This is a genomic window from Streptomyces griseoruber (genome assembly GCF_001514205.1).
Taxonomy (GTDB): Bacteria; Actinomycetota; Actinomycetes; order Streptomycetales; family Streptomycetaceae; genus Streptomyces; species Streptomyces griseoruber.
This window is the reverse complement of the sequence record NZ_KQ948766.1, coordinates 586,018-600,456: the sequence shown is the minus strand read 5'-3', so window position 1 is coordinate 600,456 and position 14,439 is coordinate 586,018. Positions and strand designations below refer to the sequence as shown.

General features: G+C 71.3%; 13 protein-coding genes. 6 read left to right on the top strand and 7 right to left on the bottom strand.

From position 1 onward, the window contains the following. Positions 1-2 precede the first annotated feature (2 nt). Both AQJ64_RS14965 and AQJ64_RS14960 read right to left on the bottom strand, forming a co-directional pair. Positions 3-257, bottom strand: coding sequence for a hypothetical protein (locus AQJ64_RS14965; RefSeq protein WP_055632910.1), 255 nt, complete (start codon positions 255-257; stop codon positions 3-5). After that, positions 244-1,857: a PspC domain-containing protein gene (locus AQJ64_RS14960; protein ID WP_055632909.1), complete on the bottom strand. Its 1,614-nt coding sequence runs from the start codon at positions 1,855-1,857 to the stop codon at positions 244-246. Before AQJ64_RS14960 ends, AQJ64_RS14965 begins: the two co-directional genes overlap by 14 nt. Before the next feature lie 179 nt (positions 1,858-2,036). Between AQJ64_RS14960 and AQJ64_RS14955 the strand changes: the two genes are divergently transcribed. Both AQJ64_RS14955 and AQJ64_RS14950 read left to right on the top strand, forming a co-directional pair. Further along, positions 2,037-3,329: an ATP-binding protein gene (locus AQJ64_RS14955; protein ID WP_055632908.1), complete on the top strand. Its 1,293-nt coding sequence runs from the start codon at positions 2,037-2,039 to the stop codon at positions 3,327-3,329. Then, positions 3,326-4,069 carry a LuxR C-terminal-related transcriptional regulator gene (locus tag AQJ64_RS14950; RefSeq protein WP_055632907.1) on the top strand — a complete coding sequence of 248 codons (744 nt, stop codon included), beginning with the start codon at positions 3,326-3,328 and terminating at the stop codon, positions 4,067-4,069. The genes AQJ64_RS14955 and AQJ64_RS14950 overlap by 4 nt, the downstream gene beginning before the upstream one ends. A gap of 65 nt (positions 4,070-4,134) precedes the next feature. On the opposite strand, the gene AQJ64_RS14945 is transcribed toward AQJ64_RS14950, so the two are convergent. After that, positions 4,135-5,217: a C40 family peptidase gene (locus AQJ64_RS14945; protein WP_055632906.1), complete on the bottom strand. Its 1,083-nt coding sequence runs from the start codon at positions 5,215-5,217 to the stop codon at positions 4,135-4,137. 513 nt (positions 5,218-5,730) lie between these two features. Between AQJ64_RS14945 and AQJ64_RS14940 the strand changes: the two genes are divergently transcribed. Continuing rightward, positions 5,731-6,084: a hypothetical protein gene (locus AQJ64_RS14940; RefSeq protein WP_055632905.1), complete on the top strand. Its 354-nt coding sequence runs from the start codon at positions 5,731-5,733 to the stop codon at positions 6,082-6,084. Here AQJ64_RS14940 and AQJ64_RS14935 read toward each other — a convergent pair. Further along, positions 6,062-7,060 carry a tellurite resistance/C4-dicarboxylate transporter family protein gene (locus AQJ64_RS14935; protein WP_055632904.1) on the bottom strand — a complete coding sequence of 333 codons (999 nt, stop codon included), beginning with the start codon at positions 7,058-7,060 and terminating at the stop codon, positions 6,062-6,064. The two genes, AQJ64_RS14940 and AQJ64_RS14935, sit on opposite strands and share 23 nt — an antisense overlap. 91 nt (positions 7,061-7,151) lie before the next feature. Then, a complete protein-coding gene (locus tag AQJ64_RS14930) occupies positions 7,152-8,309 on the bottom strand; it encodes a C40 family peptidase (protein ID WP_055632903.1) in 1,158 nt (385 codons plus the stop codon). 447 nt (positions 8,310-8,756) lie between these two features. On the opposite strand from AQJ64_RS14930, the gene pcrA reads away from it, so the two are divergent. Then, entirely contained in the window at positions 8,757-11,252 is a 2,496-nt protein-coding gene (gene pcrA / locus AQJ64_RS14925; protein WP_055632902.1) for a DNA helicase PcrA, read from the top strand. Positions 11,253-11,330: 78 nt separating this feature from the next. On the opposite strand, the gene AQJ64_RS50070 is transcribed toward pcrA, so the two are convergent. After that, positions 11,331-11,477 (bottom strand): hypothetical protein, encoded by a 147-nt coding sequence (locus tag AQJ64_RS50070; protein ID WP_206189656.1) that lies wholly within the window; start codon positions 11,475-11,477, stop codon positions 11,331-11,333. 17 nt (positions 11,478-11,494) lie between these two features. After that, positions 11,495-11,890 (bottom strand): hypothetical protein, encoded by a 396-nt coding sequence (locus tag AQJ64_RS45695; protein WP_397800626.1) that lies wholly within the window; start codon positions 11,888-11,890, stop codon positions 11,495-11,497. 334 nt (positions 11,891-12,224) lie between these two features. Between AQJ64_RS45695 and AQJ64_RS14905 the strand changes: the two genes are divergently transcribed. Then, positions 12,225-13,187 carry an LLM class flavin-dependent oxidoreductase gene (locus AQJ64_RS14905; RefSeq protein WP_055632900.1) on the top strand — a complete coding sequence of 321 codons (963 nt, stop codon included), beginning with the start codon at positions 12,225-12,227 and terminating at the stop codon, positions 13,185-13,187. Positions 13,188-13,377: 190 nt separating this feature from the next. Then, positions 13,378-14,439: a daptide biosynthesis RiPP recognition protein gene (gene mpaB, locus AQJ64_RS14900; protein ID WP_063788685.1), complete on the top strand. Its 1,062-nt coding sequence runs from the start codon at positions 13,378-13,380 to the stop codon at positions 14,437-14,439.

The window sequence follows — 14,439 nt, the reverse complement described above, 5'->3', positions numbered from 1 at the left end:
CCTCACATCGGTCTGCCGCCGGGGTGCGGCCCCGTGGCCCCGGCGGGCGTGGCCCGGCCGGTCCGGCGTCGTCTGCGCAGGGACCGGGCCACCACGGCCGTCGCCCCGGCCAGACAGAGGCCGACCACGACGAGGGGGATGACCGCGAACCAGGGGGTCTCCCACAGCCCGCCCGCGTCACCTGCGTAGATGACACCCGCGAGGGTGAAGAACGCGCCCGCGACCAGCCTGCCGGGCTGGAACTCATGACGCAGCACGGTTCACCACCGCCTGTCCCACCCCGACCTGGAGATCCAGGTCGAGCGTCCCGGCCGTGTCCTTGCTGCCCGACACCGGCGCCAGCGTCACCGTCCTGTGCTTGCCCGGCTCCACGTCCACGTCCTCCTTGTTCTCGCCGGGCAGCTGGACATCGCCCAGCCCCACGTCGATGCTCAGTTTCACCGTCACGTCCGGCGGCACGACCACCCGCAGCCGGCCCACCCCCACCTCCGCGTTGGTGCGCACCGTCTGCCCCTTGACCACGTCCAGCCCGGACAGGTCCAGCGTCGCGTCACCGGTGCCGAGGTCGTAGGCCCCTCGCACCTCCGACACCGCCGCGGGCCGCCAGGTCCGGTCGACCCAGTGCGTGCTCACGTCCTTGGGCAGGACCGTCGAACCCGCCAGCAGGCCGGCGGTGACGAGCGCCAGGAAAACCGACCCCGCGCCGGTGCGTCCCAGGAACGAGCTGATCGCGATGCCCGCGCCGAGCACGATGAGCGCGGCGGCCAGACCGGCCTGGAGGCTGGTGCCGAGCGGATGGTCGTCCCAGGTGAGCCGGGTCACGAGGGCGCCCGCGAACAGGGCCAGCAGGAACACCCAGCCGCCCGTCCAGCGGGGGCCGCGCGGAGCGGGGGAGCGGCCGGGCGGGACGCGTATGTGCTCGCGGGCGCCCGGGTGGCCGCTGAGGCTGACGTTGACGGCCGCCGCGATGTCCCGCCCCCGGGAGTCCTGGGGACCCCAGAGATAGCCGGTGCCGCCGTCATGGGTGCCGTCCTTGACGATGGGGTCACGCCACCAGGAGGGGTAGGCGGCCGGGACCGGCGGTGCCTGGGCCTCCGGCGGGGCGTCGGCGACGGCCTGCGCCGCCAGCGGATCGGGGTCGGCGGAGCCACGGTGCCGCGACCAGTACCCGGCTCCCGCGAGCAGGAGCGAGAGGACCACGGCGAAGGTCAGCACACTGCCGTTGTTCAGCATCGACAGGAACACCCCGCAGCCGACCAGCGCGAACAGCACGGCCGCCAGGGCCTGGCCGTCGACCCGGCCGGTCAGCAGCTTGCGCACCTCGTGCTGCTCGTCGTCGGAGTAGGGGACGAAGAGCCATGCGAACCCGTAGAAGATGAGGCCGACGCCGCCCGTCGCGGAGAGCACCGCGAGCGTGATCCGGAAGATCACCGGGTCCATGTCGTAATGCCGCCCCAGCCCCGCGCACACCCCGGCCAGCATCTTGTACTGCCGGTCGCGCCGGAATCTGTCGGGCCCCTCGACGTCCTCGACGTCCTCGATGTCCTCGGCGTCCGGTCGGGCCGCCGAGCGCGCTGCGGCAGCCGCCGCCTCCGCGGCATCGGCCGCCGCCCCGGCCGCCGCAGCGGCGGTCGCAGCGCCCACCGCCGCCTCCGCGGCGGTGAGGGCCTCGTCGGCCCGGCCCGGCCCCTCGGACATGTCGTCCGCTCCCTTGTCTCCGTGTGTGGGCGCGCCCGCCTGCCCGTGCGCGCGAGGCTTCTCACCTGCGGCGCCGTGGGCACCGGTGGACGGGGCGGCCGCGTCGGGCGCGGTGCCCCCGTCGGGCACCGCGTCCGCGGCGTGCTGGTGATTTTCCATGGGTCCATGGTGGCGGGCCCGCGGCCCCGGCGGCAGTCGGAACGACCCTGGTCGGACCCTGATATCGGCCCTGAGCCGGCGCCCGGGAGGCGTTCGACCTGCGAGCGGGCCGAAGATCAGGGGCGTCTCGGGGGCGAACCCTGATGCCCGGGCCCGCACGCTGTGTGACCATCGTTGGCATGCCGGAAGCCGCAGCAGCGCCACTCGTCGAACCGCGGCCGCCGCGCAAGCTCTACCGCAGCAGCGACGGACGCTGGCTGGGTGGCGTGGCGCGGGGGCTCGCCGGGCACCTCGGGCTGCCCGTCGCGTGGGTGCGGCTCGTCTTCGTCGGCCTGTTCATGGCGGACGGCCTCGGCGCCCTGCTCTACGCGGCCTTCTGGTTCTTCGTACCGCTCGGCGTCGGCGGTGTCGGAGACCAGAGGCCGCCGTCCCTCGTCTCCACGGAGACCGCGCCCGACGGCCGCCGCAGACTCGTCCCCCGCAGACCGGACCGGGGACAGATCGTCGCCCTGCTCCTGATGGTCGTCGTCGCCCTGGTCTTCGTCGGCAATGTGAACCTGGGCAGCGGAGCCAAGGCGTATCTCCTGCCCGCCGTCCTCGTCGGCGCGGGCGTCGCCCTCGTCTGGCGCCAGGCGGACAACGCCCGCCGGGCCCGCTGGGTCGAGGTGGGGCGCAGACGCCGCACGCTCACGCTGCTGCGGGCCGGCGCCGGCGTCCTCCTCGTCACCGCCGGTGTGTCCGGCATCTTCGTCCTCCAGGGCTCGGCCGCCCACCTCGGCTCGGTGCTCCAGGCCGCACTCGCCGTCCTCGTCGGCATCACCCTCCTCGCCGGGCCCTACCTGGTCCGCATGACCCAGGACCTCTCCGAGGAGCGTCTGATGCGGATCCGGGCCCAGGAGCGGGCCGAGGTCGCCGCCCATGTCCACGACTCCGTGCTGCACACCCTGACCCTGATCCAGCGCAACGCGGAGAACGCCGGCGAGGTGCGCCGTCTCGCCCGCGCCCAGGAGCGCGACCTGCGCACCTGGCTCTACAAACCGGAGGGCACCGGCAAGGACGAGGAGGACGAGCCGGCGACGGTCGCCGAGGCGGTCCGGCGCAACGCCGCCGAGGTCGAGGACAAGCACGGCGTCCCCATCGAGGTCGTGGTCGTCGGCGACTGCCCGCTCGACGAGCGGGTCGGCGCACAGATGCAGGCCGCGCGCGAGGCGATGGTGAACGCCGCCAAGTACGGTGGCGACGGCGGCGCCGTGCAGGTGTACGCCGAAGTCGAGGGCAGGACGGTCTTCGTGTCCGTCCGGGACCGCGGCCCCGGCTTCGACCTGGACTCGATACCCGCCGACCGCATGGGCGTTAGAGAATCGATCATCGGCCGTATGGAGCGCAACGGCGGCACGGCCCGGCTGCGGGCGGTACCGGGCGGCGGCACGGAGGTCGAGCTGGAGATGGAGAGGGCGGAGAAGACGTCATGAGCGACCCGACCGAGACGAACGCGGCGGCGGCAGCGGGGGATGCGCCCGAGCCGGCGCAGACCTCCGAGAGCACGGGCGGGCGGCGTGTGCGGGTGGTCCTGGTCGACGACCACCGCATGTTCCGCACCGGTGTGCAGGCCGAGATCGGCCAGACCGAGCAGACGGGCGTCGAGGTCGTCGGCGAGGCGGCGGACGTCGACCAGGCGGTCACCGTCATCACCGCGACCCGGCCCGAGGTGGTGCTGCTCGACGTCCACCTTCCCGGCGGCGGAGGGGTCGAAGTGCTGCGCCGCTGTGCCTCGTTGATGGCCGACGCCGAACAGCCGGTGCGTTTCCTCGCCCTGTCCGTCTCGGACGCGGCGGAGGACGTGATCGGGGTCATCCGTGGAGGTGCCCGCGGCTATGTCACCAAGACGATCACCGGTACCGATCTGGTCGACTCGATCTTCCGGGTGCAGGAGGGCGACGCGGTCTTCTCGCCGCGCCTCGCCGGGTTCGTCCTGGACGCCTTCGCCTCCACCGATGCCCCTCCGGTCGACGAGGACCTCGACCGGCTCACCCAGCGCGAGCGCGAGGTGCTGCGCCTCATCGCCCGCGGCTATGCGTACAAGGAGATCGCCAAGCAGCTGTTCATCTCGGTGAAGACGGTCGAGTCCCATGTGTCGGCGGTGCTCCGCAAGCTCCAGCTGTCCAACCGGCATGAACTGACGCGCTGGGCGACGGCACGACGGCTGGTGTGACCCACCGCTTGCCTGGCCCGCGTCCGCCGGCCCCGGCTCGCACCGCCTGGCTCGCACCGCCCGGCTCACACCACCCGGGTCGCGCCCGCGAAGGGCATCTCGTCGATGGGGGCGACGCGTACCGGGGCCGAGGGGTTCGGGGCGTGGATCATGCGGCCGTTGCCGATGTAGAGGCCGACGTGGGTGATGCCGGAGTAGAAGAAGACCAGGTCACCGGGGCGGAGTTCGGAGCGGGAGACGCGTCGGCCGACGCCGATCTGGGCGTAGGTCGTGCGGGGCAGGGACACCCCGGCGGAGCGGTAGGCGGCCAGGACCAGGCCCGAGCAGTCGAAGGCGTTCGGGCCGGTGGCACCCCAGACGTAAGGGCTGCCGAGCTTGGAGTAGGCGAAGGAAACGGCCGCCGCAGCTCGGGAGTCGGGGGCGGAGGCGGTGGCGGAGCCGGGCGTCCGGAGGGGCGCGCGGGCGTCGGAGGAGGCGCGTGAGGCGCGGTCGGCCGTTCCGGTGCCGCCGCCCAGGTCGGCTGCGATCCGGGCCCGTTCCGCCGCCGTCAGCCGGGAGAGCAGGCTGCGGGCCGCGGCGAGCTTGTCGGTGACGGTCTTCTTGTGCTCCTTCAGTTCCGCCTTGCGGGCCTTGAGGGAGGACAGTTCGAGGCGGGCGGCGCCGCGCAGCTGCTCGATCTCGTGCAACTGCCTGCGGACTCGGGTGACGGCGGCGGACTGACGGTCGCCGGCGCGTTCGGCGAAGGCGGCGCCGTCGAGGTACTGGTCGGGGTCGTCGGAGAGCGCCAGCTGCACGGCGGGGTCGAGGCCGCCGCTGCGGTACTGCGCCGCCGCCATCGTGCCCAGTGCCTCCCGCGCCGAGTTGAGCTTCTCCTCCTTGCGGGCCGCCTCGTCCCGCAGGGTGTGGAGATGCTGTTCGGCGGACGTGGCCTTCTCCTGCGCGCCGTTGTACTGCTCGGTGGCCGTCTCCGCCTCCTGGTACAGCCTGTCCACCTTGACCTTGACCTGTGCGGTGGTCAGCTGGGGCTCGGCCTGGCCGGTTCCGTCGAAGGCCGTGGCGGTCGCCGCGCCGGCGAGGGCGAGGGTGAACGCCGTACGGGCCGTCTGGCCGCCGAGCGAGCGCGGTCGGGGCTTGCGGTGCGCTGCCACGTGGGACTTGCACGTCCTTTCGTACGACCGCCTCGGCCGTGGGGTCGTCGACCGTCGTCGGACGGACCCACGGCTTTGTCAGGCGGCCCCTCGGCCGTCGGGGAGCGGACGGACGACCGAGGGAGGCGCTGACGGTCCGACGGTGGCCCGCACAGGGGGAGCGGGACGCCGTCGGACCTTCTCGGCGGTGGTGTCCGACTGCCGCCCCTGGCCCGGGCGGCGGTGGGGAGCCGGTCACCTGGGGGAGGACGCTAGGCCCGTTCGTGTCGGGTCGGTGACGAGATGTGCGGAAAAGGCATGAGCGGACCACCGGCTGTCTGTTTCTGTGCGGCGGACCGGGCCGGGGCGTCGGGTTCGCGCGGCGCGATGATCGATGCCGCGATTCCGGGGCACCTCGGCGCGGCGGGATGCTATGGACGCATATATGCGAGTCCCGTCACGGGGGAGGGCCGGTACCGGGAGGCGGGGGCCGGTGTCGGGTGGCGGGGGCCGGGCTGATTAGCATCCGGCCTCATGGACGTACTCATCCATCTTTTCGTCGGCCTGCACATCATCGGCATCGCCGCGCTCCTGGGCGGCTTCCTCACCCAGATGAAGGCGATGGGCCAGGGCACGGCCCGTTTCGTGCCCGCGATGCTGCACGGCGCGGCGACCATGCTGGTCACCGGTGTGATCCTGGTCGGCCTCAACCAGGCCGACGACCAGCCCCTCAACAACATCAAGATCGGGGTGAAGCTGGCGCTGCTGGTGGTGATCCTCGGCCTGGTCTATGTGAAGCGGGACGACGAGAAGGTGGAGAAGCCGCTGTTCGGCCTGGTCGGCCTGCTGACCGTGGCGAACATCTTCATCGCCGTCCTGTGGACCTGACGGACCCGCCGAACCCGGCGATCAGCGCCGCCGCGGCGACCGCCAGCCACGCCGCCACCGCGACCCACAGCAGCACCTCTCCGGGCCCCTTCAGCCCCGGGACGTCGGCGGCGGTGGCGACGGACATCGTCGCCACCGCCGTCATCCCCATCGGGAACACCGTCGCCCACCGCCGTACGTCGGGGTGTGGCCGTGGCCGGAGGACCTCGGCGGCGAGCAGGACGGCGTACCAGACGAGGGCGAGGACGAGCAGCGCGATCGTCATCCCGCGCAGGACGCCCCGGTCGTCGGCGTTCCACAGGTACAGCGCGTGGTCCGCGTCGATGAGCCGCGACCCCGCGAGGGCCGAGACGGCGAGCGCCCCACCGGCCACCCACTGGTCCCCGGCGCCCTCGGTGACCTGACGCCAGTCGAACAGGGCGAGCATGCCCGCGTAGAGCGGCAGGCCGAGCCAGAACAGCACGAGCGCGGTGTGCGCGGGCCAGGAGAGCGTCTCGGCCTTCGCCAGGGTCGCGCCCAGCACCGCGAGCCCCTCGGTGGCCACACAGCACAGGAACACGGCTCCGGGCATCCGGCGGGCCCGGTGGCTCATGACGCGTCGCACGACCTGCCGTACGACACCCGTCATCAGCACCGGCCACAGCACGGCCGACAGCGCCAGCAGCGCCCAGGCCAGGTTCTGCCGGCCCAGCGCCGAGACGCCCGTGCCGAGCACGGTCGTGGCGGCCACGGCGGTCAGCCCGCCCGGTGTGCCCGCCTCCGCCAGCCAGCGCCGGCGCTCCCACAGGAGTCGTACGACGAAGTCGGCGGCCAGCGCCACCCAGGCCGCGCCGGCCAGTGCCAGCGCGACATGGGACAGGACCTCGTGTCCCGCGAGGCGCAGTCCGATCGACAGGATGCCGGTGGCCAGCACGGCGGCGCCGGCCGCCGGCGGACGCCGCGCCCACCAGGCGCGCAGGGAGGAGGTGCCGGGCATGGGCCCGATGCTAAGGATGCGAAGCGGTTCACACGGCGGCACACGCGCGTAGTCGCGGAAAACGACCTGCACGCGCGTGCCCGCACATGACTCAGGCCGGGCGGACCACGCTGTGGATGCCCGACTCGCCGTCGTAGTAGATCGACTCCTCGCGGACGTACGCGCCCGGCTTCGGGGCGTGGATCATCATGCCGTTGCCGATGTAGATGCCGACGTGGCTGATGTCGTCGTAGAAGAAGACCAGGTCACCGGGGCGGGCGTCGGCGAGGGAGACGGTGGTGCCGGCGTTCACCTGGTCGTACGTGGTGCGCGGCAGGGAGACGCCGGCGGCCTTCCAGGCGGCCTGGGTGAGGCCGGAGCAGTCGTAGGAGTCGGGGCCGGTGGCGCCCCACACGTACGGCTTGCCGATCTGTGCACGGGCGAACGCGAGCGCCTTCTCGGCCTTGGTGGCGTACGAGGAGTCCGACGACGAGGACGAAGAAGAGGAGGACGAGGAGGACGAGGAGGAGGATGTGCCGGTGTCCTGCTGGGCGGCCTGTTCCGCCTGCTGCCGGGCCAGCTCGGCCGCCTCGCGCGCGGCCTCCTCCTGCTGCTGCTTCTCGATCTCCGCCAGCCGCGCCTTCTCCTGGGCCGTCAGCTGCGACAGCAGTTCGCGCGCGTCGCCGAGCTTCTTCTGGACGGCGGCCTTGGCGGTCTTCAGGTCGCTCTGGCTGTCGTCGAGGGTCGCGAGGCTCTCGGCGGCCTCCTGGCGCTTCCGCATCGTCGCCGACTGCTCGGTGACGTAGTCGTCGACGGCGTCCTTCTGGCGGTCGGTCAGCCGGTTCATCAGCTGCGTCCGGTCGAAGTAGTCCTGCGGGGAGTCCGCCAGCAGGAACGTCGCCGTGTCGGGCGCGGAGGCCCCGGTGCGGTACTGCGCGGCGGCGGCGGAACCGAGCTCCTCCCGCGCCTCGTTGAGTCTCTGGGTGCGCCGGGCGACGTCGTCGAGGAGACCGTCCACCTGCTTGCGCTGCCTGGTCGTCTTCTCCTTGGCGGCGTTGTACTTCTCGGTCGCCGTCTCCGCCTGGCGGTAGAGGTCGTCGACCTTCTTCTCGACCTCCTCCAGGCTCGGCTTGCCGTCGTCGGAGGGGGCGGCGTTCGCCGACTGGGAGAGCAGGGCCACGGACGTGAGCGCGGCGGTGGCCAGGGTGGGCGTGCGTATGCCTGCCGCGCGGGTGCGCGAGAAGCGCGGCTTGCGGTGCTGCGACGCCAAGAGAGGCGACTCCTTCCGTCTTCCGCCCACCGGGTTGGCGATGGGGGTCCCCCGCTCGAGGGAAGCCGAGAGGGGGGAGGGTTCGGGCGGATCGTTCGGAAGGGCGCCCTACGGCCGCCTCCGCTGGGGAGTCGGGCCGATTCACCCCGGGATCTCGGTGGGTCCCCGGCTCCGGCTGCCGCACAGGGGGCGCACCGGACTCGGCGGAGGCCGTACGGCCCGGCGAGGTTCGCCGGTGGGGATCCGTGTGGCCTGCCCGGCACGGTAACCAACTCGTGTGGCTCCTGTGAAGGTTGATGGGCGATATGCCCGATACATTTTCGTTACCTTGCGCAAAGCCGAGACATGGGATCACGTGCTGTGATAGCGCCGCCCCGGAAGGTGAGGGTGGAGATGTTCGGGGGACGGCCGCGCGTTGTCAGTGGGGCACCCTAGACTCGGAGAGCGATGAGCAGCCTCTTTGACGACAGCTTCCTGGCGAACCTCCAGGCCCCCGCCGGCCGCGAGGAGGAACCCCCGCCGCCGCCCGAGGACGATCACGTACCGGAGCAGGTTCCGGACGATCTGTTCGGCGGGAAGTTCGACGTGCCTCCGGACCGGGACGCCTACTACCGCGACGGCGCCCCGCGCCCGGCGATCGACGCGGCCGCGCTCCTGGAGGGGCTGAACGACAACCAGCGCGCGGCCGTCGTGCACGCCGACACCCCCCTGCTCATCGTCGCCGGCGCCGGCTCCGGCAAGACGCGCGTGCTCACCCACCGCATCGCCCACCTGCTCGCCGAGCGGAACGTCCACCCGGGCCAGATCCTCGCCATCACCTTCACCAACAAGGCCGCGGGCGAGATGAAGGAGCGCGTCGAGCAGCTCGTCGGCCCGCGCGCGAACGCGATGTGGGTGATGACCTTCCACAGCGCGTGCGTGCGCATCCTGCGCCGGGAGAGCAAGAAGCTCGGCTTCACCTCCTCCTTCTCGATCTACGACGCCGCCGACTCCAAGCGGCTGATGGCCCTGGTCTGCCGTGACCTGGACCTCGACCCCAAGCGCTTCCCGCCGAAGTCCTTCAGCGCCAAGATCAGCAACCTCAAGAACGAGCTGATCGACGAGGAGGACTTCGCCGCCCAGGCCGCCGACGGCTTCGAGAAGACCCTCGCCCAGGCCTACGCGATGTACCAGTCCCGGCTCCGCGAGGCGAACGCCCTCGACTTCGACGACCTGATCATGACGACGGTCAACCTGCTGCGCGCCTTCCCGGACGTCGCCGAGCACTACCACCGCCGCTTCCGGCACGTCCTCGTCGACGAGTACCAGGACACCAACCACGCCCAGTACGCCCTGGTCCGGGAGCTGGTCGGCACCTCCGAGCACCCGGTCGACGTACCCCCGAACGAGTACGACCTATCGCCTGCCGAACTGTGCGTCGTGGGTGACGCCGACCAGTCGATCTACGCCTTCCGCGGCGCGACGATCCGCAACATCCTCCAGTTCGAGGAGGACTACCCGGACGCGACGACGATCCTGCTCGAACAGAACTACCGCTCCACGCAGACGATCCTGTCCGCCGCCAACGCCGTCATCGAGCGCAACGAGTCCCGCCGCCCCAAGAACCTGTGGACCAACGCGGGTGCGGGCGCGCGCATCACCGGCTACGTCGCCGACACCGAGCACGACGAGGCGCAGTTCATCGCCGACGAGATAGACCGCCTCACGGACGCGGGCGACGCGAAGGCCGGCGACGTCGCCGTCTTCTACCGCACCAACGCCCAGTCCCGTGTCTTCGAAGAGGTCTTCATCCGCGTCGGCCTGCCCTACAAGGTCGTCGGCGGCGTCCGCTTCTACGAGCGCAAGGAGGTCCGGGACGTCCTGGCCTACCTGCGCGTCCTCGCCAACCCGGAGGACTCCGTCCCGCTGCGCCGGATCCTCAACGTCCCCAAGCGGGGTATCGGTGAGCGCGCCGAGGCGATGATCGACGCCCTCTCCCAGCGCGAGAAGATCAGTTTCCCGCAGGCGCTCAAGCGCGTCGACGAGGCGTACGGCATGGCCGCGCGGTCGACGAACGCGGTGAAGCGGTTCAACGTGCTGATGGAGGAGCTGCGGACGATCGTCGAGTCCGGCGCGGGCCCCGCCACCGTCCTGGAGGCCGTGCTCGAACGCACCGGCTACCTCGCCGAGTTGCAGGCCTCCACCGACCCGCAGGACGAGACCCGCATCGAGAACCTCCAGGAACTCGCCGCCGTGGCCCTGGAGTTCGAGCAGGAGCAGGCCGAGGGCGAGGGCGCGGCCACCGGCGGTCTCGCCGCCTTCCTGGAGCGGGTCGCGCTCGTCGCCGACTCCGACCAGATCCCCGACGAGGACGAGGAAGGCTCCGGCGTCATCACCCTGATGACCCTGCACACCGCCAAGGGCCTGGAGTTCCCGGTCGTGTTCCTCACCGGCATGGAGGACGGCGTGTTCCCGCACATGCGCGCCCTCGGCCAGGCCAAGGAGCTGGAGGAGGAGCGCCGCCTGGCCTACGTCGGCATCACACGCGCGCGTGAACGGCTCTACCTCACGCGGTCCTCGCTGCGCAGCGCCTGGGGCCAGCCGTCGTACAACCCGCCCTCCCGGTTCCTGGAGGAGATCCCGGCGACCCATGTGGACTGGAAGCGGACGGGGGCGAGCGCGCCCGTCTCTTCCGGTCCGGTCTCCGGCGTGGCGGCCTCGCTGTCCTCGTCCCGCTCGCGCTCCTCGGCCGCGGGTGCCTCCGGCTTCGCGACCCGCCGGGGCGCGACGGAGAAGCCGGTGGTCGCGCTGGCCGTCGGCGACCGCGTCACCCACGACCAGTTCGGGCTGGGCACGGTCGTCGGCGTGAAGGGCACGGGAGGGAACGCGGAGGCGACCATCGACTTCGGCGACAGCAAGCCCAAGCGGCTGCTGCTGCGGTACGCGCCGGTGGAGAAGCTCTGAGAGTGCGGAACGTGAGCTCTTGTCCGTTTCGTGGTTGAGGTTGGAGAAGGACCGCTGGTCGCGGGTGGGAGGTGGCCCTCAGGCGTCGGTGCGGGCGAACAAGCCGGGTTCGGATTCGATGAGGATGCCTCGGCTGACCAGGCGCTTCAGTTTGGAGCGGATGCCCTCGGTGTTCTTCGGGAGGATCTGCAGGTCGAGTGCCTGGCAGAGGTCGCGGGCGCGCATCGGTCGGCCCGCGTCGGTCAGGGCGGTGAGGATGTGCTGGTAGGCGGGGTGGTCCGGGCTGTCGGGGTGGTCCGGCTCGGTGGCGGGTGAGGGCAGCGGGAGAGTGAGGAGGGTCTTGCGGGTGATGTCCTCCAGGAGGCGAGGGTGGCTCCGGTGAGACGGCGGCTCACGACAGAGGTCATCGCCCAGAAGACGCGGGAGCGGGAGGAGGCGGGCCGGTGTTCGTAGGCGCGCACGAGACGGCGGTAGAACATCAGGATGCCGTTCGTCTGCTCCACGATCCACCGCTTGGCCTGCGGAACGAAGCCCTTGTCGTCCGGGTTGCGCTCGACGTTCTCGACGTCGATGCCCACGTTCTTGCCGTGCTCGACGACCTTCTTCTTGAAGCCCTGGTCGACCAGGGCCTTGGTCACCGTGTCGCACTGCCCGGCGACACCGTCCAGCGGTTGCGCTCGTCAAGGCGGATCGTCATCTCCTGTTCGATCTCGAAACCGGCGGGCGCGGTCGCCATGAGTGTGGTACGGAGGGAAGTGACGACCCGGCCGTGCCCACTCGACGAGACCCGGGCTACGAGATCGCCAACGGCGCGACTACAGGACCAGGCGACGGCCACCACGAACTCGGGCGGCTACCTTCCGTCACGCCTGGCATGATCGAACCAGCCACTTCGCAAACCACATACGAACATCTGACCAATGTCCGTATTTGTTCGCGTTGTCGGCACGGGGAGAACGGGGTTTTCTTACATTGACGAGTTATTCAGTTCTGGTGCCTTTCTTACCGAAACGCCCGGAGCAACTGCTGCCCTACGCGGGCCTGGTTCAATGGACTCGGGCTGAGCGTCTGTGGCAGGGGCAGGCGCTGTTCCTGGAGCCGCACCAAGGCTTCGCGCACGCGGCGGGAGCCGGCTTCCGAGTACCGACCGGGCTCGGTGTCACGCTCATGCCGCTCCGGCATCCTTACGAGGCGGCGCTCCAGGCGCGCTCCCTCGCCCTGGCGACGGGCCGGCCGGTTGTGGCCGGATTCGGCCCCGGCGCCAGGTCGATGCAGCAGAGCCTGCTCGGCGAGCCGTACCGCAGCCCGCTGACCGCCGCACGCGAGTACCTGACGATCGTCCGAGGCCTGCTGGCCAATGAGGTCGTCGACGTCAAGGGCGAGTACTTCTCGTGCCACGGCGCGCTGCACGCCTTTCCCGCCCCGCCGGTCGAACTCGGCCTCGGCGTGCTCCGCCCCGGCATGGCCCGGCTCGCCGGGGAACTCGCCGATGTCGCGGTCACCTGGCTGACCCCCGCCCCCTATCTGGGGGACGTTGTGCTGCCCGCGATGCGTGAGGGCGCCGCGAAGGCCGACAGACCCGTACCCCGGCTGACGGCGATCGTTCCGATCGCACTGGAGCGCGAGGGTCACGAGCCGGGCACCCTCGCGCTGGCCAGTAACGCCGCCCACCTGCAAGGGCCGCACTACCTCGACATGCTGCGCCGGGCCGGTGTCGGGGTGAGCGGCGGGGATGTCAAGGCCGATGCGCGGGCCCTCGTGGAGGGCGGGGCATTCCTCAGCGGCGACACGGACGAACTGCTCGCGCAATTGAGTGCGTACGAAAAGGCCGGAGTGGACGAAGTGGTGCTGAATGTGACCGGTGTCTTCAATGTCGCCGGCGCGCAGGAAGCGATGTCCGATCTCAAGAGGATTCTTGCCGCGTTGTCCGCCTGACAAAGTTTTTGCCGGACAGCCTTCTTTCTTGCGGCGTGAATGTGCGCTTTTTCGCATCACATGCTCGTGACGCATGTGCTTTCAGGTGACCCGTTGGCGCGCGGACCTTTCTTCAGGTGGGTCTCTTCGTGCTGCGTGTGGCCGGTGTACGTATATGGGAAATCAATCGGGGGATGAAAAAGGGGATGCGATGTCTGTGCTGAAAGAGCGCCTCATGAGCTGGGCGACCGGGCGCACGACGGTGTCCCAGGACGCGGGATACGTCGCCCGCACCGTCGTTCTGGAGGACGCCGCGCACCTGGCGGCCCTGCTGGCATCCGACGCGGTGGACGCCGACACCATGATCTTCGTGCCGGGCGTGGACGGCTCCGCGGGCCCCGCCGGCAGCCCCACCGTCATCGGCTACGAGGGCTCACTCGCCGAACCGGGCACCGAGTTCACCCACGACCCCGGCTTCTACCTCCAGATCCAGGCGTACGGCATCAGCGAGTACATGTCGGTCGTCGGGCCCACCCTCGTACGGGTGGCGGACGCGACGGACTTCGAGTCCTACCTCCTCGACGCCGATCGCGCGCACGACCAGGGCACGTTCGCCGACTTTCTCACCAACCCGGCCATCCAGCTCGCGGACCTGCCCGCGCTCGGGGCCGGCCAGGACGGGGACGGGCCAGGACTGCGGCTGTACGTGGGGCCCTCGGGACAGGTATCGACCTCCCCTGGCGGCAGCCCCCTCGGCAAGGCGGGTGATGGCTTCGGCGGACTCGTCAGGGCATGGGAGCGGAGCAACGCGGAGAGCGGGCGGCCCTGCGGGGTCTGCCTGGGCGCCGTCGTACCGGAGGAGACCCGCGTTGCCGCGCTCGCCGAGCGGCCGTGGCTCGGCCGCTACCTCGCCGCCGTGCACGCCCTGCGGGATCTGCGGGCCCGCGGCATCCTCGGCACCGGCGTCTCCGGCTTCGGTGAGCGCCTCGTGACGGGCCTCGCGGAACACCCCGAGCCCGCCGACGCCCGCGACCCGGACCTCCTTCTGCTGCTCCGCGCGGGCGAGGACGTGTACGCGCACGCCCCACGCCAAGGGCGCACCTTCCGGCTGAGCCGGACGGTCGCCGAGACGGCCGAGTCACTGCTCGTCTGCGGCTCCGTGGACGCGGCGGCGCGGTACGCCGAGCGCGCGCGGCTGGAAGCCGTGCTGCGGCAGTTCGCCGACACCGGGCTCGCGCTCCTGGCGAAGCCGTTCGTGGACGCGGGGAGGTGA

Excerpts from the sequence above, each read along its gene's own strand:
- AQJ64_RS14950 (WP_055632907.1), top strand. The coding sequence starts at position 3,326 with ATGAGCGACCCGACCGAGACGAACGCGGCGGCGGCAGCGGGGGATGCG.
- AQJ64_RS50070 (WP_206189656.1), bottom strand. The coding sequence starts at position 11,477 with ATGCGCGCCCGCGACCTCTGCCAGGCACTCGACCTGCAGATCCTCCCG.
- AQJ64_RS14955 (WP_055632908.1), top strand. The coding sequence starts at position 2,037 with ATGCCGGAAGCCGCAGCAGCGCCACTCGTCGAACCGCGGCCGCCGCGC.
- mpaB (WP_063788685.1), top strand. The coding sequence starts at position 13,378 with ATGTCTGTGCTGAAAGAGCGCCTCATGAGCTGGGCGACCGGGCGCACG.
- AQJ64_RS14940 (WP_055632905.1), top strand. The coding sequence starts at position 5,731 with ATGGACGTACTCATCCATCTTTTCGTCGGCCTGCACATCATCGGCATC.
- pcrA (WP_055632902.1), top strand. The coding sequence starts at position 8,757 with ATGAGCAGCCTCTTTGACGACAGCTTCCTGGCGAACCTCCAGGCCCCC.
- AQJ64_RS14935 (WP_055632904.1), bottom strand. The coding sequence starts at position 7,060 with ATGCCCGGCACCTCCTCCCTGCGCGCCTGGTGGGCGCGGCGTCCGCCG.
- AQJ64_RS14960 (WP_055632909.1), bottom strand. The coding sequence starts at position 1,857 with ATGGAAAATCACCAGCACGCCGCGGACGCGGTGCCCGACGGGGGCACC.